13 protein-coding genes are annotated in these 18,529 nt (G+C 44.6%); 4 read left to right on the top strand and 9 right to left on the bottom strand.

The window, feature by feature from the left end:
- Positions 1-100 precede the first annotated feature (100 nt).
- The 8 genes from ACR64J_RS07235 to ACR64J_RS07200 form a co-directional block, all read right to left on the bottom strand.
- Positions 101-964: a hypothetical protein gene (locus ACR64J_RS07235; protein ID WP_435949042.1), complete on the bottom strand. Its 864-nt coding sequence runs from the start codon at positions 962-964 to the stop codon at positions 101-103.
- Between the two features lie 565 nt (positions 965-1,529).
- Positions 1,530-2,465 (bottom strand): S-4TM family putative pore-forming effector, encoded by a 936-nt coding sequence (locus ACR64J_RS07230; RefSeq protein WP_435949041.1) that lies wholly within the window; start codon positions 2,463-2,465, stop codon positions 1,530-1,532.
- A gap of 5 nt (positions 2,466-2,470) precedes the next feature.
- Positions 2,471-3,463 carry an SMODS domain-containing nucleotidyltransferase gene (locus tag ACR64J_RS07225; RefSeq protein WP_435949040.1) on the bottom strand — a complete coding sequence of 331 codons (993 nt, stop codon included), beginning with the start codon at positions 3,461-3,463 and terminating at the stop codon, positions 2,471-2,473.
- A gap of 76 nt (positions 3,464-3,539) precedes the next feature.
- Positions 3,540-5,816: a class 1a ribonucleoside-diphosphate reductase subunit alpha gene (gene nrdA / locus ACR64J_RS07220; RefSeq protein WP_435949038.1), complete on the bottom strand. Its 2,277-nt coding sequence runs from the start codon at positions 5,814-5,816 to the stop codon at positions 3,540-3,542.
- A gap of 459 nt (positions 5,817-6,275) precedes the next feature.
- Entirely contained in the window at positions 6,276-6,515 is a 240-nt protein-coding gene (locus ACR64J_RS07215; protein ID WP_435951047.1) for a YbeD family protein, read from the bottom strand.
- A gap of 379 nt (positions 6,516-6,894) precedes the next feature.
- Positions 6,895-8,820, bottom strand: coding sequence for an RNA polymerase sigma factor RpoD (rpoD, locus tag ACR64J_RS07210; RefSeq protein WP_435949037.1), 1,926 nt, complete (start codon positions 8,818-8,820; stop codon positions 6,895-6,897).
- A gap of 434 nt (positions 8,821-9,254) precedes the next feature.
- Complete coding sequence (locus tag ACR64J_RS07205) at positions 9,255-11,471, bottom strand: DNA primase (protein ID WP_435949036.1); 2,217 nt, start codon at positions 11,469-11,471, stop codon at positions 9,255-9,257.
- A 219-nt stretch (positions 11,472-11,690) separates the two neighbouring features.
- Positions 11,691-12,911 (bottom strand): outer membrane protein assembly factor BamD, encoded by a 1,221-nt coding sequence (locus ACR64J_RS07200; protein WP_435949035.1) that lies wholly within the window; start codon positions 12,909-12,911, stop codon positions 11,691-11,693.
- 535 nt (positions 12,912-13,446) lie between these two features.
- Here ACR64J_RS07200 and ACR64J_RS07195 point away from each other — a divergent pair.
- From ACR64J_RS07195 to ACR64J_RS07185, 3 genes are all read left to right on the top strand, one after another.
- On the top strand, positions 13,447-14,691 hold the full coding sequence (locus ACR64J_RS07195; protein ID WP_435949033.1) for an RluA family pseudouridine synthase: 1,245 nt from the start codon (positions 13,447-13,449) through the stop codon (positions 14,689-14,691).
- A gap of 69 nt (positions 14,692-14,760) precedes the next feature.
- Positions 14,761-15,738, top strand: coding sequence for a polyphenol oxidase family protein (locus ACR64J_RS07190; protein WP_435949032.1), 978 nt, complete (start codon positions 14,761-14,763; stop codon positions 15,736-15,738).
- 37 nt (positions 15,739-15,775) lie between these two features.
- Positions 15,776-16,387 (top strand): flavodoxin family protein, encoded by a 612-nt coding sequence (locus ACR64J_RS07185; RefSeq protein ID WP_435949030.1) that lies wholly within the window; start codon positions 15,776-15,778, stop codon positions 16,385-16,387.
- A 49-nt stretch (positions 16,388-16,436) separates the two neighbouring features.
- Here ACR64J_RS07185 and ACR64J_RS07180 read toward each other — a convergent pair whose 3' ends face one another.
- Entirely contained in the window at positions 16,437-16,655 is a 219-nt protein-coding gene (locus ACR64J_RS07180; protein WP_435949029.1) for a hypothetical protein, read from the bottom strand.
- Between the two features lie 317 nt (positions 16,656-16,972).
- On the opposite strand from ACR64J_RS07180, the gene ACR64J_RS07175 reads away from it, so the two are divergent.
- The gene (locus tag ACR64J_RS07175) at positions 16,973-18,391 is read left to right on the top strand and encodes a c-type cytochrome (protein ID WP_435949028.1); all 1,419 of its coding nucleotides are present in this window, start codon (positions 16,973-16,975) and stop codon (positions 18,389-18,391) included.
- Positions 18,392-18,529: the final 138 nt, after the last annotated feature.

Genomic DNA, 18,529 nt, shown 5'->3' with positions numbered 1-18,529 from the left:
CATCAGCTTTGTAGGTTGGTATCGAAGGATGAGACCCAACAGATTATCTATTTAAATTGTTGGGTGTCGCAAGCTCCACCCAACCTACGCTTGCTACCAATCAAATCATTCTACCCAAATCAAATGGCTCCAATGGATGCTCTTGTGCTTGGTGGTGCCAATAACTCATTTTTTCATGATACCTTGCTGGATTCTCGTCATTAAGCTCACTGTAAATCTCAGCCATTTTATGAATGGCTATGCGACTGCCTCGATTGGCTAACGCTTCAAGCTTGGGTAGCATAGTCGTAATACAAGCAGGGTATGAAGTTTCATAATCTTCTACGATGAGCATGCTTTTAGCTTCAATTGATCCGGCTTCAATGAGCATTTTGAACACATCACTTGGGTCATCTTCTGCCCACATCGGATTGGCTTCACTGATATTATCAGCACCCTCATTCAAAGAGGACATGACCAGTATTACCATATATTCTGCGCGTTCTGGTTGAACTTGGCTATAATAATCAACTAGCTTTTTTAGATAAGTGATGGCTTGATAATCATCTTTGGGCAAATATTCCCCTAAGAAGTAGACGCTAAACAGCCGTCTTAAAATCTGGGTCGCAGTGTCTTGAGAGATAAATTCCCCTTCTGCCAATAACTGCTGTATTTGAACCGCATTGTCATAGCTGTCCGTATCATCCACCATTGGAAAATCTGCAATGTTAGCATTCATAATATGCTCATCTGCAAACCGGCGTAGCTCTACGATCTCTTCCGCTTTTTTTATATCGTTAGTAACTGCTGTCTCACGAGTGATTAGCGGATGATTTAACGCTTGCTGGTAATAATAACCACACTGATCACTCGCATCATCCTCTATCTTTTCGCCATTTTCAGCGTTGGCATCGCTATTGGCAACCAAAAAAGGCGTCGTCAAAAATAGCGCTGATACTAATACCGATATCCTAATATTTTTCATAGCACCATCCTTGTGGCTTTATTTCATCTTTTCATAGTTATCAGCTTATACTTGTTGACCGCTTTTGACTACTAGCGTTCTGAATGACTTGTAGCCAATCCCGCCTACCGCTTGTATCTGCCTTGCCATCGTCGTTGGCAGTATACCGCTATGGAATTTGCGAAAATGCAAATTCCCTTGCGCTCGGACGAAGCAGCGCTTCGTTATTTCCTCGCTCAGGGGCTAAAGAGCCTAGTTTGGACATCGCTGATCTTTCTTACCAATAACGCTATTTATGCTTATTTTGTAGGGTTCTTTTTAAGCAACGTTAAACTTAACTTTCAAACTATTGGTGCGTGGAACGCACCCTACATCACGAGCCAACATAAGCCTCAGAGTTGAATATGTTTTGCGTAGGCTGTGGCTTTAGCCCAGCATCTTGGTTTTGCAAAATCGTAACTCCAGCCTAAAATAACGGCTATGTTCTAAAGGTAGGTTGGTGTCGAGGAACGAGACCCAGCAGGTTGCTCATTTTACTTCGTTGGGTGTTGCAAGCTTTATCTAATCTACGTGCTTAGCAGTAACTCTACGATTGATAATCATCAAGATACTTCTGCATCCGCTTAGCAGATTCATCCTCTTGCTCATTCTTATTTCGTTTATGTAACCAATTAGGAGTAGGTCGTGCAGATTTTCTATGATGATAGATAGCTGTTTGCAACTGCCGACATCGAGTAGTAAAGTCTTCTGAAGATAAATCATTTGATAAAATAAAGCCTATTAACTCTCTGTTAATATCTTTCAAACGAGACATCTCTTTGATAGTATCTTTCTGCTCTGCAATCATCTTATAAAAAAACAGGAAAACTGGTAACAAAAGAGATAATATGTTCGTAAATAAAGCTCTCAACGTAAAATCATTTAGAATACCTAAGACGAATATAAAGGTTACAATAGTAAAGAGAGTAATCGTAGCTATCTTTACAACTTGCTGTCTTAATTCGCTATCCCAGTTAAGGTTCTGTTGCTGACAAAAGGCAATTGCTTGAGGATACTTGAATGTCGCAGCCTTAATAGTATACCAGTCTTCAAAACCTGCATAATTAGGATGTTTTTTTTCGAAAGTCTTACAATTTTTCAGAATTATACCAAAATCGGGTTTTTCACCAACATTAATTTTATCCCACTCTAACTTAAAGACACTTGTATCGAAGGTTTCTTGTATTTTGGCAGATGTTTCTTTCATTCTCTTTGTAAGTTGGCTAATAACTACAACGGAAATAGCAGCCATTATACCGATAGGAGCAGATATGTAACTTATATCTTTACTTTCAAAGCCTAGTGTCGAAGAAAATGTATTATTATTAAAAACAAAAACTAATATACTAACAAATAATGGAGTAACAACACCAATCATTAAATTTACAATCATCCATCGTTTTATATCAGAATACATTTGTCTTTGAGCTTTTAATTTCTGGATATTATCCTGCTTATTTTGGCGATAGGCTATGTCGGTCATCTCTATTATCCCGTGTAAATCGGAAAGTCAGCACCAAAAATCTTTCTCCATTCTTTCATAGCATTTTCATGATCTTTGTCTGTAATTTCAAAATAACTAGCAGTATCTGCTATCTTCACATCATTTGCTGCCTTGCTTGAAATCTTAGTTTTGTCATCAAGACTAAGAGTATTTATATCACCTTGTATCCCTTTAGGGTCTTTGACGCTACTATAAATTCTTTTAATTAAATAATTCAAAAAACTTCTAAAGCTTACATCTAGATAACTCGATGGGTTATTATTTTCATAGTATTCTAATATCATACTTTCAAGTAAATACGAAGACATAGATGGCATAGTAGCTCTACGTTGCCAGTATTTGATAAGCCTAATAATGTCTAAAACTTTACCTTCATGATGTTTATTGATAGCTGTAACTCGCGCTCTATCAATTCTAGGATCGGTCTTCATCCAGTTACCGTAGCCATCAGGAATGAGATAATAGCTTTTCCCTAATAAATCTTCTGTGGTCATAAATGCTGGAACAATATCAAAATTCCAATCATAACTATCTAACGTAAAACTTACCGATTGCATGTTTCGATGTATATCAGCCTTAGTGTAATGAGGTATAGACTTCAACGATGAAATAAATTTATTTATTATCTTTTTAGAATTAAGATTTAAAGATTCTGAGTGACGGAAATTTTTATAGTCATCTGAAAGCTGTGGGGTTTCGAGATACACAGTTCCATCGTAGCCTTCTGTCCAAGTACAACCATTAGCTTTCAAAGTAAATATCATGTCAATATCGTCAAGCTCACGTATTTTAGTTTTCCTTGCAAATGAGCCGTAGTCAATATTTCTATCGCTATATAGTGGTAGAAAGTCACTAAAATTATTTATCTTACCTTTTAAGAAATCTCTACTACGACGCGCCTTGTCAACTTTTTGACTTTCCAAATTTACTGTATTACTCATAAACTGATTAAAAGCTGAATTTACTGTGCTGGGCATTATTTTATCCTTGATAGATTAAAGTTTATAGCGATAAACAGCGAGCCCAACCCAAAAGCCAAGCCCGCTTTCAAACCTAAATCTTACAAGCCCCGCCAGCACAATCATCTTCCATATCCGCTTGTGCGTCGTTGGCACCATCACGGGTATTGTGATAATACAGCGTCTTCACACCCAGCTTATACGCGTTTAGCAGATCCTTAAGCAATATCTTCATCGGCACACGACCGCCTTCATAGCGAACGGGGTCGTAGTTGGTATTCGCCGAGATACTTTGATCGACGAACTTTTGCATGATAGCGACGAGCTTGATATAGCCATCGTTATTTGGCATTTGCCACAGTAGCTCGTATTGACCGCGTAATTTTTCGATCTCTGGCACCACTTGTTTGAGGATGCCATCTTTTGACGCTTTGATAGACACTAGACCGCGTGGTGGCTCGATACCGTTAGTAGCATTAGCAATCTGGCTTGAGGTTTCAGACGGCATCAGTGCAGTGAGGGTCGAGTTGCGTAGACCATGTTCGGTAATCTCGCTGCGCAAGGTTTCCCAGTCCAGATGCAAGGGCTCTTGGCAAATCTTATCCAAGTCCTTTTTGTAGGTATCAATCGGCAAGATACCTTGCGAGTAGGTGGTCTCGTTAAAGGCAGGGCACGCGCCTTGCTCTTTTGCCAGTTTATTTGAGGCTTTAAGTAAGTAGTACTGCAAGGCTTCAAACGTTTGATGGGTGAGACCCAATGCTGAGTCGTCTGAATAGCGTACGCCATTCTTCGCAAGGTAATAGGCATAGTTAATCACGCCCACACCGAGGGTACGGCGACGCATGCTGCCATTATGAGCGGCTTTGACGGGATAGTCTTGATAGTCGAGTAAGGCATCGAGCGCACGCACGATCAGTTCGGCCGGCTCTTCGATATCGCTGACGTTATCGACTTTGCCTAGATTAACGGCTGATAGCGTACATAGGGCGATCTCACCCTCTTCATCATTGATGTTATCAAGCGGCTTGGTCGGTAGGGCGATTTCCATACACAGATTAGACTGGCGAATCGGCGCAACTGTCGCATCAAACGGGCTATGGGTATTGCAATGATCGACGTTTTGGATGTAGATACGACCCGTGCTGGCGCGCTCTTGCATCATCAGGCTAAATAGGTCTGCCGCTGGTATTTGGCGCTGACGGATAGACGCGTCACCTTCGTATTTGGTGTAGAGCGCTTCGAACTTGTCTTGATCTTCAAAGAAGGCATCGTACAGACCTGGGGTATCATCAGGGGAGAATAGAGTGATGTCTTGCCCTTTGATCAGACGTGTATACAGGGTTTTGTTTATCTGTACGCCGTAATCCATATGACGTACGCGGTTGTCTTCGACACCGCGATTGTTTTTGAGGACAAGAAGTGATTCCACTTCTAAATGCCATAGGGGATAAAACAGCGTTGCCGCCCCGCCGCGCACGCCACCTTGTGAGCAGCATTTGACTGCCGTTTGAAACAGCTTATAGAACGGAATACAGCCGGTATGCTGCGCTTCACCGCCGCGGATAGGGCTACCAAGGGCGCGAATACGGCCAGCGTTGATACCGATGCCGGCGCGCTGCGATACATAGCGCACGATAGCGCTGGTAGTGGCGTTGATAGAGTCAAGGCTGTCACCACACTCAATGAGCACGCACGAGCTAAATTGGCGTGATGGCGTGCGTACGCCCGACATGATCGGCGTGGGCAAAGAGATTTTAAATTGTGAAGTCGCATCATAGAAGCGCTTGACGAAGTCTAAACGATTGGACTTATCGTAACTGGCAAACAAACACATACCGACGAGCATATAAAGGAACTGCGGGCTCTCATAGACGGTCTTTGACACGCGGTCTTGCACGAGGTACTTACCTGCCATTTGCTCAACGGCGGCGTAAGCCAGATTCATATCGCGCCAGTGATCTAGGTAGGCCTCTAACTCATCAAACTCGCTACGGCTATAATCAGCTAGGATATGCTCATCGTACTTACCTGCATTGGTGAGGGTCGTGACATGGTCAAACAGATGCGGCGGCTCAAACTGGTTGTAGGCGATCTTGCGCAGATGGAAGATTGCAAGGCGAGCGGCTAGGTACTGATAGTCGGGCGTATCCTCTGAGATGAGATCAGCGGCTGACTTGATGATAGTTTCGTGGATATCGCGGGTTTTGATGCCTTCATAGAACTGAATGTGTGATTTGAGCTCCACTTGCGACACTGACACATTATCGAGTCCATCCGCTGCCCACTCGATGACCTTGTGGATTTTATCCAAATCTATAGGCTCGAGGCGTCCGTCGCGTTTGGTTACTTGAATCTTATCGATATGTGTCATGTTGTCCCTCATCCAATGTTGTTATTTGTCAAAATCTTAGCGATTGCTTTTGTAGCGCTAGGTAGAGCGGTAACCCCTAATGGTTTAGAATATTACGTCTATACGCCCACTTTTTTTAGGCCAAACGATGCCGCAGCCCTAGTGACGAGAAAATTCACTGAGCACTACATATAGCGTGTTTGTTGTTAAGTAGGCACAATATAGCCCGAATATTTTGAAAATACTATATTGATTTTAGATTTTATTTATGTTGTCACAAGAGCGAAGGGGTGTGATTTTGACGCAAAGGGCGATGTGGCAAGGGGTAGAAGAATTTAAAGGATTTTATAAAATTTTTTGTAAAAATGAAAATATGCGCTTATTTACTAAATGCATATAAACGCACTCAAATTTTGCGCGCTTATAGCATAAAAAATCGCCACCCTAAAAAGAGTGACGACTATTTGATATTAAGATAGCTTACACGACTAAGCGTACTGTTTTGGCCTCATCAAGTGCTGCATATAGCGCGTTGACTTGCGCCGCTTCGGTCAAGTACAGATTGACGCGTGCTGAATGAAAGCGACCTGTTTTAGACGGCTTGACTTCAATAGAGGCCAAATCAAAATCTGGGAACTGGCTACCAAGAATGAGTTTAACTTCATTGAGCAAACTATCATGCTCGCCTTCGTGACCAATAATGCTCAGCGGGTAATCCATTGGAAACTGCCATAGCTCGATATTTTGGATATCCGTTTTTTTGCCTTTTAAGATACCGTCATTAGCGACAAGTTCAGTCACTTTAACATCTCTTTTGCTATCGGTCTGCGTTGTGGCTTGGTTAGCGTTGCTTTGATTGGTGTTGTTTTGATCAACAGTGTTGTTTGGATCATTACTCATAATAGAGTCCTTATTGTTGTTTGACAGCGCCCAACTAAGTTAAATCAGTAAGCTTGGCCAGATCGCTTTATGCACTCTATATAGTGATTGGTCAGTGGTTTTTCAAGAGTGAATACTCAGCTATATAGCAGGCACAAAAAAGCTGAGACTCGCTCAGCTTTTTGGTTTGATTTGTACTCTATATAGCGGTGCTTAGAGTTTAGTCATTCTCTAAGAACGAACGTAGATGCTCAGAGCGTGACGGATGACGCAGCTTACGCAAGGCTTTGGCCTCTATCTGACGGATACGCTCACGCGTCACATCGAACTGCTTGCCGACTTCTTCTAGCGTATGATCGGTTGGCATATCGATACCAAAGCGCATTTTGAGTACGCGTGCTTCACGCTCTGTCAAGTTGCCTAAAACGTCACGCGTCGCCTCACGTAGGCCCGCTGAGGTAGCATCATCGACAGGGCTTGAGATCGTAGAGTCTTCGATAAAATCGCCTAAGTGCGAGTCTTCATCGTCACCGATAGGCGTCTCCATAGAGATCGGCTCTTTGGCAATTTTGAGTACTTTACGTACCTTGACTTCGTCCATCTCTAGACGCTCGCCTAATTCCTCAGGCGTCGGCTCACGGCCCATCTCTTGCAATAACTGACGCGAGACACGGTTGATCTTATTAATAGTCTCAATCATGTGTACTGGAATACGAATCGTACGCGCCTGATCGGCGATAGAGCGGGTGATCGCCTGACGAATCCACCACGTCGCATAAGTTGAGAACTTATAACCACGGCGATATTCAAACTTATCGACCGCTTTCATCAAGCCAATGTTACCTTCTTGGATTAAATCCAAGAACTGTAGACCACGGTTGGTATATTTTTTGGCGATTGAGATGACCAGACGCAAGTTAGCTTCGACCATTTCCTTCTTGGCGCGGCGAGCCTTGGCTTCACCGACCGCCATGCGCCGTGCTACATCCTTCATATCGACAATTTGCATATCGAGCTGCTGCTCGTAATCACGGATTTTGCGCTGCAATAAAATCACATCATCAACGACTTTCTCTAGCGTCTCGCCAAATGCAGGCTTGCCTTTTAGGCGCTCAATGAGCCAATCAACATTGGTCTCATTACTGGGAAAGGTTTTGCGAAACTCTTCGCGCGGCATGCGACCACGGCGGATGACCAGACGCATGATTTGACGCTCTTGTTTGCGCACATCATCATAGACATCATGCATAATCGCCATGACCTGATCTGACATGCGGTTGTTAAGTTTGAGCATCATAAAGCGGCTAGCAAGTTGCTCATAAGCTTCGACGGCTTGTGCGCTACCGCGTCCATAGTCTAATAGGGCCTGCTTGGCAGTAACGAATAACTCTCTGATTTCCTCAACACGTAAACGCACCTCTTCAGGGTCGATACCACTGGTTTCTTCTTCTTCGACCTCGTCATCGCCGCCGTCAACATCATCCTCGTCGTCTTCGTCATCATCGTCTTTTGCATTGACTTTTGGCTTGATGATAGGGGCGTTTTCTTTTTCTTCTTTGATACGCTCACGCTCTTCTTTGGCGCGCTCTTTTTCTTCTTTAGCCGCCTGCTTATCTTCTTCGGTTTCAGGATCCAAAAACCCTGTGATCACATCAGAGAGCTTTTTGTCGCCATCGAGTACGCGCTGATATTCATCAAGGACGAACTGCACGGTACCGGGCCAATAAGCCATTGCGTGTTGGACGTCACGAGTTCCTTCTTCAATGCGTTTGGCAATGGCAATCTCGCCTTCACGAGTAAGCAGATCTACTGTACCCATCTCACGCATATACATACGCACAGGGTCTGTTGTGCGACCAGGCTCAGTCTCTACCGCTGCAAGTACCGCCGCCGCTTCATCCGCCGCCGCTTCGTCATCGCTTGAGTCATCATTCATCAAGATGTCATCAGCATCAGGCGCGGACTCAAAGATTTTGATACCGACGTCGGTTAGCATCTGAACGATATCTTCGATCTGATCACTTTCGGTAATAGAATCGGGAAGCTGATCGTTCACCTCAGCATAGGTAAGGTAGCCTTGCTCTTTACCCATCTGAATCAAGGTGGCCAGCTGAGAGGTGGACTTAGAAACTGACTTATCGTTCATAAATACTCGCTTTTTTTGTACAGACATTTTTATGAGATGACAACGAGACGTTTAAAGTAGGGTTGACCCTAATCACAGAGAGGTCAAAACCGCGTCAGACTTATCAGTAGTAATAAAAATGAATGGATATCAATTGGTTCTTACCATCAAAAATACAGCACCTAAAAATGCTCAACACTCAAAACGGATAACAATAGTAACGGCGTAGTTTAGCACAGACTCTATGAATGACGTTAAAGCGCGCTAAAGGTTTTTAGCAATTATTGTCATTAAAGAAACTGCTTTGCAGCGCTCACTTGTTACTTTTAAATAATCATTATTCTTAGTAAGGTTTTAATGATTTGTATGTGTAATCAATGGGGATTATAGTGATTATTTTAAAGGGCTTGAGGCGATAAGACTATAAATACTCTATTTGCGCAGGCTCAATGATACTAAATCTGACTGCTCGCCATTTGCGTAGATTGCTCAGCGCGCTTACCCCGTAGCCAGTTGCTCAGCTGCTGGGTTTGCATATTGACGATCGCTTGCTTGATATGATCAGGGTTTTTTACCAGCTCTTGCATCTTCTTTTTCATAGTACGCTCAAGCAATTGACTGACCAACTCTTCAACCAAGTCATCAAGGCTGAGCACGTGTCTGTCAGTCAAAGCTTTATAGAATCCGCCCCAATTGCGACTCAGCATAGGCTGATGGCTTGGACTTAGGTTAGATAAGACAAAATGCGCGGCAGCGTTTGCATCATTAGGCAAATATGGCAGGCAGCGCTGAATGGTACTAACCACATCAAATAGCGCGCCATCTTGCAGATCTTGCCAAGCGAGCGGACGCACGATGTCAGGCGCGGCTCGCTGCATAATGTGCGCCGGTATGTTGATACGATCAATGCCTGCTTGCTGCCAAATGGATGTAATCGGATCATCGATAAGCGTGCGCGGTTGAAACAAAAAACACAGTTGCAGCTGCTGACTGATGGTCATGTCGCCATCAAAATCTAGTAGTGCATCTTTGGCCTCAGTGTTTTGACTACGCTTGCCGCCAAGCCTTTGGTAAATATCGTTATTGAGCAAATAACGAAAACTGCTGCCTTTGGGTAAAGAGGTCGTCAAGGTGCGCACTTGTGACATCAGCTTGGCTTTACCTTCGGCAAGGCTCAAGTCATAGCGCTCACTTAAATAAGCAAAGATATACTGCGATAAGGGCATAGCGCCAGCTATCTGCTCGCGCATGGCATCCACGCCATTGGCCTTGATAAAGGTGTCGGGATCATGGCCATTGGGTAGATTCAAAAAGCGCAGCTCTTTGTCATCACCAAGCACGGGCAGGGCAACTTCAAGCGTACGCCAAGCGGCTTTTTGTCCTGCGCTATCGCCGTCAAAGCTCAAGGTTAGCGTTGGATTCATGGTCAAAAGGCGCGCAATTTGACTCTCATTAATCGCCGTACCCATGGAGGCCACAGCGCCATAGATGCCCGCTTGATACAGAGCAATGACATCCATATAGCCCTCAACTACCAGCCAGTTATCCGCGCGCTGCTGCCGTGATTCATAATAGCCGTAGAGCACATGCTGCTTATGAAAGACAGGGGAGTCTGAGGAGTTGATGTATTTGGGCTTGACCTCGTCATCGAGCGCCCGCCCGCCAAAGCCTATGGTACGTCCTTGATTATCACGAATCGGGAAGATCACCCGATCACGTAGCAGATCGTAGTCACGCCCAGACTCAGACTGACGCACTAGTCCAAGTGCCTTAAGGCCTTCGATGTCCTGCGGGAACTGATGCTCTAGATGCTGCCAGCCAAAGGGCGCATAGCCCAGTCCAAAGGTCTCAATGATAGAGGCGGAAACTCCGCGCGCGGTAAAGTAATGCATAGCATGCGGATGTGTGCTCAGGCTGTGCTGATAAAAGGTTGCGATCTGCTCTAAAAGATCGTATAAATTGCCGTCTTGGTCCGCTTGATTGTCCTGAGAGCCTGGCAGGCTAGCGCTGGCATGCAAGTCCCAAGTAGGTGGTAGGTTGTGACTGTCATCAAAGCCACTATAATCGTAATTATTATCATAAGTACCGCCAATGTCAGTACTGCCAATGTCATTACTACCAAAACTGCCGACATCATAGTCTGCGCCGTAAGCAATATCCTCTGGCATACCTTGAGAACTATGGTCATTGTTATCTATGCTAGTAGGCTGACGATGATGTTCAGGCGGCGCTGTTTTATCGGACGTATTACGGCTACTTGATGACGCTGATAGCGGCGTCGCTACATCTTGTGATGTAACAGGTTGCGATGTAACGGGATGCGGCTTGCTTGGCTGCGGCTTGGGCGCGCGGCGCTGGTAGCTGACGTTTTTTTGCTCGTCTTTAGGGACTTCTATACCCGTCTGCTTGGAGAGCTCATTGACCGCCTCGATGAAGCTGAGACTTTCATAATCGCGCAAAAAGCTAATGGCATTACCGCCGACACTACAGCCAAAGCAGTGATAGATGTTTTTTTGTGGATTGACATAAAACGAGGGTGATTTTTCACCATGAAACGGGCAGCAGCCTTTATACTCACTACCTGCACGTTTGAGCGTCGTATGACGACCAATAATGCTAATCAAGTCAGCTTGGCTATTGAGTTGTTCGAGGATATGGTTTGGGATACTCATACAAAAAACAGTTTACCATAAAGCGATAAAAGGGGAGCGCAAAACCAAAAACAAGGCCAACGCTAGAGTTGACCTTGAATAGAATAATATGAGATTTGACTGACAAAAATTTGAGTATTGCTTTTACTTTGAGCAGTGAGCCAATTTAAGTACTAAGTCAATTTAAGTACTAGCCTATTTAGCTACTAAGCTTACTTAAGGACTGCAGTTACTCAAAAGTTACTCGGTATCATCCATGTCATCAGTATCGTCAACATCAGGTACATCTAACTGAACGCGATCACTGACATTGTCATCAGGTAGCGTCGTACGGCGCGTAGGATTGATGTTTTGTGGATCAACATTGGCTTCTCTAGCCGCTGATGCAGAGCTACCTTGACTGGTGATTTGTTCAGATGATTCCTCAGGCAAGCCAAGACCAATATTAAGACCTGAGCGCGAGGATGAAAAATCAATAGCATTGCTTGCAGTAGAGGTATCACTCGTTGGGAGTCTGAGCTGCGCGGCATCACGTACCATCTGAGTTTTGGTCGCGCCAGTATACTGACCATTTAAAGCAGTAGTATTAGAGGTATCAGCACGGCCAAGTTTACCAAAGGTGATTTTGTTCAGCCAAGTGCGGTCGCGTTTGGTATCGAGTTTGACGCGGCCATCGTTAGTTAGCGTATCAGGATAGTTAATCTGTAGCAGGGTTTTGTACTCTTGAGCCAAGTCATCTAGTCCGAGTTGCTCGTGACTGTAAGCCAGAACTGCCAAGGCTTTTGGCGTAGATTCACTTTGCGGATAAAACTGAAAGACCCACTTGGCACGATTGGCGGCGGCAACATAAGCTTCGCGCTCAATGTACCAATTAGCAGCGTCAAGTTCGCTCTCGGCAAATTGGTTGTACAAAAACGTCATACGCTGAGCGGCATCTGGCGCATAAGGGCTACTAGGGTATTTGTTGATTAATTCTTGAAAATTAGCAAAAGCAATACGCAAGTAGGAGGTATCGCGTTCAGCTTGATTGGTCTTAAAAATATTAATGCCGCCTGATGGCCCTTGCATATTGGCCACGCCGCGTACATAGTAGGCATAGCTCACTTGCGGGTTGGAGGGGTAGAGGCTGATGAAACGATCAGCACTACTAGCAGCTGACTCGTACTCGCCCGCCTCGTACTGCGCGTACATAGTATCAAGCAAAGCTTGCTCGGCATATTGCCCAGTTGGGTAAAAGGTACGTAAGTTGCTTAAGTCTTCTACCGCTTGGGTGTAACGACCTTTGTTTATCTTTTCAATCGCATCGCTGTAGTAGCCTTGCTCAGATCTTTCAGCGGTGGCTACCGCATCGACATCATTACCCGTTAAGTTCTTAAAGGTCTGACAACCGACCAAATTGACACTGAGTGCCAGCACCGTTATTGAGGACAGTTTGATCATCGTATTGCGAGCAACGTGCATACTTCTTCTCCGACACAAAACGCATAATAGCCTTGATGCTATATGCATATAATAAAGTGATAATAAGGGCGCAGCTTATAAGCGCTGTGATTGCCTATAGGTATAGTTTATATCGTACAAGCTTAAGTGTGTGCATTATAGTGCCATAGCATACAGCAAAATATCGATAACTTTGTACAATAAAATGTAGGACGTCTGTTTTTTGACCCTCATATTTGCAGTTTAACACGCGTCACATTGGTGAGCGATAGCAAATGCTACTAGCTTCGATAAACACACAGTCCGTTACGACGACGTTAGATTCGTACGCTTAGTTCGTATGCCTATTTGGCATGCTCAGTGAGATAGTAGCGCATAGTCAGACAAGATAACTGCGCGTCACTATAGGGCATAAAGTGCTAGCATGGTACACTAGCTTTGAGAACAGCAAACCTGCATAAAGTCACTCGATAAGAGCCATTTAATAAAAACTTACTTAGTAAAGGCTATTTGATAAAATAGTTTCGCTAGTAAATGTGATAGATACGAATCTGCTATGAGTAATAATGACATGACAACCCAAGTGGCATCAACTAAGGCGGCGTCTGCTCAAGCCTCAGCGGCAAAGACGCCAGAGAATTTAGCGACACAGACGCCAGAGAATAAGTCACATGATGACAATAAACCTTTAGACGCGCAACAATTCGCTGGAGCAGACATTGATCTTGAAGCCAGCAATCTTGAAGATGATTTAAATGATGCTGATTTAAAAAGTGCTGATGTCGAAGACAGTGACGCAATAGATGATGACGACGATGAAGTGGATAACGACATAGGACAAGCGGTTCCTGTCATTATCGATATGAGCTATACGGTAGCAGACAACCAAGCAGGTCTGCGTATTGATAAGCTGGCGGCACTTGCCTTTACCGACTTTTCGCGTGCTCAATTACAAGGCTGGGTCAGCGATGGCAGTTTGCTATGTAATGGTAGTATCCAAAAGCCCAAATACCGCGTCAAAGCAGGGGACGTCATTCATCTATCGACGACGCTACAGCAGCATAGTAGCGATCAGCCAGAGAACATCCCTATCGAAGTCATATTTGAGGACGATGAGGTATTGGTCATCAACAAGCCTGTCGGTATGGTCGTGCATCCTGGTGCGGGCAATCAGACGGGTACCCTCGTTAATGCGCTGCTATATCATTATCCGCAGCATCATCATCTACCGCGCGCAGGACTCGTGCACCGTATTGATAAGGACACCTCAGGACTACTACTTATTGGCAAAACCAAACCTGCGCAGATGGCGCTTATGGCTCAGCTCAAGGACAAGGCGGTATATCGCCACTATCAGTGTGTGGTGGCAGGGGATCAAGCTAGCCTAAAACGTCATCAAACTATCGATGCGCCTATCGGTCGCCATCGCAATCAGCGCACTAAGATGACGGTGATGACCGCAGGGCGCGAGGCGGTGACGCACTTGCTCGATATTACTGCGCTCAATGACAATTATTGCCTATTGGACGTCGGACTTGAGACAGGGCGCACGCATCAGATTCGTGTTCATCTAAGTCACATAACTTATCCTATTGTCGGTGACCGCGTCTACGGTGGACGTCGTCAACTGCGTGCAGGTCTCACAGAAGCACAGCGTACAGCGATTAGCAGCTTTCCTCGTCAAGCCCTGCACGCGTATCGATTAGGGTTTGTACATCCTACAACGGGCGAGGATGTTGAGGTAATGGCACCGATTCCAGAGGATATGCAGGCTTTGATTGCGCTATTGAGTGATGACTAAGCTGATCGTTTAAGAGACAATACTCAAAGCAAATAATACCTTAAGGACAAGAGATTTAGGGGAGACGCTATGACTGCTCAAAGCCAGCCTATTACGCTTGTAGCACACTTAAATGACATTGCAGTCTTTCAAACTCGCGCTTTTAATGACGAGCCAAACGTATTATTTGATGATACATCTACTCTAGGGCAGGCAAGCTACGGCGACTTTAATCTAGGCTTGCATGTCAGCGACGACCCCAAACCAGTATTACATAACCGTATGCAACTGCTCAGCGCTATCAATGAGCAATTGAAGGGTTATCACCTTGCGCCCATAGCGCGTTTGCATTGGGTCAATCAAGTACATGGCAATCAGGTGCATGATATTGACAATACTACTATCGGTATGCAGCCTATTGCTGCTGATGCTATGGTTAGTATGCAAGATGATATGGGACTGGCAATTATGACCGCAGATTGCGTACCTATTGTGATGTATCAGCCAGATAGTAGGCAGATAGCGGCTATTCATGCAGGCTGGCAGGGGCTAGCTTGCGGGGTCATAAAACAAGCCGCCAAGCGCTTTGATAAATCATTATCAATTATGGCATGGATGGGCGCTTGTATTAGTCAAGCGCACTATGAGGTGAATCGACAAGTTCAAGATAAGCTGCTGGCAGGATGTTTCGATCACAAATTATTAGATGCCGCTCGTTTAAACGAGTTTGAGCATTTATATAGTATAGCGTCAGAGGTCGATGTCAGTAATGATGCCACCGCTAATACTAACCTAGCTGACAATTCACAAAGCGCGGAGCAATACTTACACAAGAACCTTGAAAATCTGTCAAATTACGCTACAGTAAATGCAGACAAAATTAAGCTCAACTTACCGCAGCTGGCAGCGGATCAATTAACAGCTTTAGGTATAAAGTTAAAGACTGATCTGCCAATAGACTGTAGTTACGCTGATACTCGCTACTATTCTTATCGGCGCCAGACGCATTTGCATCAGCCTGCTACAGGACGTATGGCGCTAATCATTGTACGCAGCCGTCCTTTATAATATTTTAACCCCTTTATCAGACATTATTAGAGCTTGTATGAATACACCTGCTACCTCATCGCAAACCACTACCGACGCCAAAGCAGTACCTAGCGTCACTATGGCAGTTATCTTCCATAGTAATTATGGTCATACCAAACGCGTGGCGCACGCTATCGTCGAGGGCGCGCGCCAGCAGCTGCCCAAGTTGCAGGCACGGGCGGTAGATGTATATGAGGTAGATTGGGACTATTTAGATCAAGCCGATCTATTGGTGTTTGGTAGCGCCGTCTATATGGGCAGCGTTACCGCTGAATTTAAGACCTTTATGGATGAGACCTCAAAGCGTTGGTACAACCGTATATGGGAAGGCAAGTGGGCGGCAGGATTTGCCAATTCAGGTGGTCTTAGTGGAGATAAGCTTGCCGTATTACAGCAGATCAATCTGTACTGTATGCAGCACGGTATGAACTGGATCGGCCTGCCTTTAATGCCGACAGGTCATGAATCCACTGATCTTAATCGTTTATCGAGTTTTTTGGGACTGATGACGCAGTCGCTTGATGGACCACCTGAAAAGACTCCAGGCAAAGGGGATATCGATACTGCTATCTGGTTCGGCAATCACTTAGCAAAGACTATTATCAAGCATCAACCCTCAGATCAGTAAACCCACGATAAACGAATACAGACGTCCATAACGGGCGTTTTTTTTTGCTTTATTTTTTGTTTAAAGTATCTGACTGCAAGTTAACTGGATTAATAGTAGACAGTGATTTTGTAGTGGGCAATGGGTTGTTTGTCGACCCTTTAATCGTTTGAGCCGCGGTTACTGGAATAGGGCTACCGCCAAATCCGAGAGATTGACAGCCTGTAAGGAGCACGCTTGCAAATAGGGTATAAAAAAAGGGCGAGTTGTGGGCAAAAGGATTTTTCATAGCGCTTATTATCACTAGTGTTTGAAAGGTAACTCAATGCATTATGAATTAAAACAGGAGAGTTTTGTTATTGGTTAGTGTTAATAGAGTCACTAAAAGCGTCACAGTACTGAAATTTTTTTACTTAATCAATATAATTAGACAATATTCGGTAAATATTGATTGTACTTAGATATTGGTATTTGCAGGTGTTCAAGATTAAATATAAGCCAACATAACAAGATGTGTTTTTACTCTTAGCTGATTAAGAGCTAGCTTTTTACTATTGTAGACATGTTTTGAGATAAATAATTTAAATGCTATGGTGTGAGGATATTATGAAGCCATTTTACAAGGTGCTATCGATGCTTGCTATCGGTATCTCCTCAAGCGCTGCTATGGCAGAGGCTACAAACCTACCTAACGTCAGTCCTGCTAACAGTGATCTGGTCAATCGCGGCGCTTATATCGCGCGCGCGGCTGATTGTATGGCTTGTCACAGAGAAGATTATACAGGCGGCGTTGCTATCGATACACCGATGGGCAGTATCTATGCGACTAATATCACGCCCTCTAAGCGCTATGGTATCGGTAACTATACTGAACAAGATCTCAAAAAAGCGCTGCGCAAGGGTCGTGCGCCTGATCACATGATCTATCCTGCGATGCCTTATCCTTCATATCATGGTATGACCGATGAAGACATCAGTGCGCTATTTGCCTACTTGCAAACGGTGCCTGCAGTAGACGCGGCGCCTGAGTATGAAACAGATCTACCCTTTCCTTTTAATATTCGTAGCCTGATGTATTTTTGGAACTTTATAAATGTACCCGCTTACGAAAACAGGGAGGGTCTAACTGCCATCCAGCAGCGCGGTGAATACCTTACCAACAATCTAGAACATTGCGGTACTTGTCATACCCCGCGTGATATGACGATGGGTGCTGATAATAGTATGTACCTATCGGGTGCGCAATTGGGCAATTGGTATGCTCCTAATATCACCCCTGACAACTCAAGCGGCATCGGTAGCTGGAGCGAGCAAGATATCGTCACCTATCTGCGCACAGGCGAGCTAGACAAGCGCGCTTATGCAGGTGGCCCTATGGGTGAAGCAGTCGCTCACAGTACCCGCTATCTAACGGACGATGATTTGGGCGCAATTGCCGCTTATCTAAAAGTAGTCCCCGCAATTGAGACAAAGGATACGATCACTGAGGTAGATACCAAAAGCTTACCTGATCCTATCAATGCCTCGATCACTCATGATTTGCTAGCTCAAGACGACTACCTAACACAGGCAAAACTTGGCGTTGATAGTAGCTCGCCTGAGGGTCTATATCTAAATGCTTGCGCCAGCTGTCACGGCGTCAATGGCTACGCGCAGCCTGATGCTGGTTATGCCCCTATTGTTGGTTTGACAAGTTTGCGCCGTGACAATCCAGACACCTTGATCAACGTGATCCTGCACGGGGTAGAGGGAGCAACCAATATCCGACCGAATATGCCAGGTTTTAAAGATCAGCTGAGCCATCAGCAAATCGCTGATATCACTAATTATGTTCGGACTAGCTTTGGCGGTCTTGCCAGTAGTGATGTGAGCGCAGACTATGTCGATACTGTTGCAGCAGGACAAGATCAACGTCCGTTTTTGATAAAGTATGCAGGCGTGCTTGCCATACTCGGTATCATTGTCGCGCTCTTAATCCTTTTCTTTGTTATTAGAGCCATCATACGCTCGCGTCAACGCGCTTAGTAAAACAGATGAGTAAAAGCACTTAGTATAGATATCATTTATTAAAGCGCTTTGAGTATAGATAACAAACTAATTTACAAATATATAGGTCAATGATCAGGTAGTAAAAGATAAAGAAAGTCACAGTGATATCAATAT

It is taken from the genome of Psychrobacter sp. DM8, from assembly GCF_051307025.1.
Lineage (GTDB): Bacteria > Pseudomonadota > Gammaproteobacteria > Pseudomonadales > Moraxellaceae > Psychrobacter.
Note: the sequence above shows the minus strand (reverse complement) of the source record. Positions and strands in the feature narration are given on the sequence as shown.

Excerpts from the sequence above, each read along its gene's own strand:
- ACR64J_RS07190 (WP_435949032.1), top strand. The coding sequence starts at position 14,761 with ATGACTGCTCAAAGCCAGCCTATTACGCTTGTAGCACACTTAAATGAC.
- nrdA (WP_435949038.1), bottom strand. The coding sequence starts at position 5,816 with ATGACACATATCGATAAGATTCAAGTAACCAAACGCGACGGACGCCTC.
- ACR64J_RS07195 (WP_435949033.1), top strand. The coding sequence starts at position 13,447 with ATGAGTAATAATGACATGACAACCCAAGTGGCATCAACTAAGGCGGCG.
- ACR64J_RS07200 (WP_435949035.1), bottom strand. The coding sequence starts at position 12,911 with ATGCACGTTGCTCGCAATACGATGATCAAACTGTCCTCAATAACGGTG.
- rpoD (WP_435949037.1), bottom strand. The coding sequence starts at position 8,820 with ATGAACGATAAGTCAGTTTCTAAGTCCACCTCTCAGCTGGCCACCTTG.
- ACR64J_RS07230 (WP_435949041.1), bottom strand. The coding sequence starts at position 2,465 with ATGACCGACATAGCCTATCGCCAAAATAAGCAGGATAATATCCAGAAA.
- ACR64J_RS07225 (WP_435949040.1), bottom strand. The coding sequence starts at position 3,463 with ATGCCCAGCACAGTAAATTCAGCTTTTAATCAGTTTATGAGTAATACA.
- ACR64J_RS07205 (WP_435949036.1), bottom strand. The coding sequence starts at position 11,471 with ATGAGTATCCCAAACCATATCCTCGAACAACTCAATAGCCAAGCTGAC.
- ACR64J_RS07185 (WP_435949030.1), top strand. The coding sequence starts at position 15,776 with ATGAATACACCTGCTACCTCATCGCAAACCACTACCGACGCCAAAGCA.
- ACR64J_RS07235 (WP_435949042.1), bottom strand. The coding sequence starts at position 964 with ATGAAAAATATTAGGATATCGGTATTAGTATCAGCGCTATTTTTGACG.
- ACR64J_RS07215 (WP_435951047.1), bottom strand. The coding sequence starts at position 6,515 with ATGGATTACCCGCTGAGCATTATTGGTCACGAAGGCGAGCATGATAGT.
- ACR64J_RS07180 (WP_435949029.1), bottom strand. The coding sequence starts at position 16,655 with ATGAAAAATCCTTTTGCCCACAACTCGCCCTTTTTTTATACCCTATTT.
- ACR64J_RS07175 (WP_435949028.1), top strand. The coding sequence starts at position 16,973 with ATGAAGCCATTTTACAAGGTGCTATCGATGCTTGCTATCGGTATCTCC.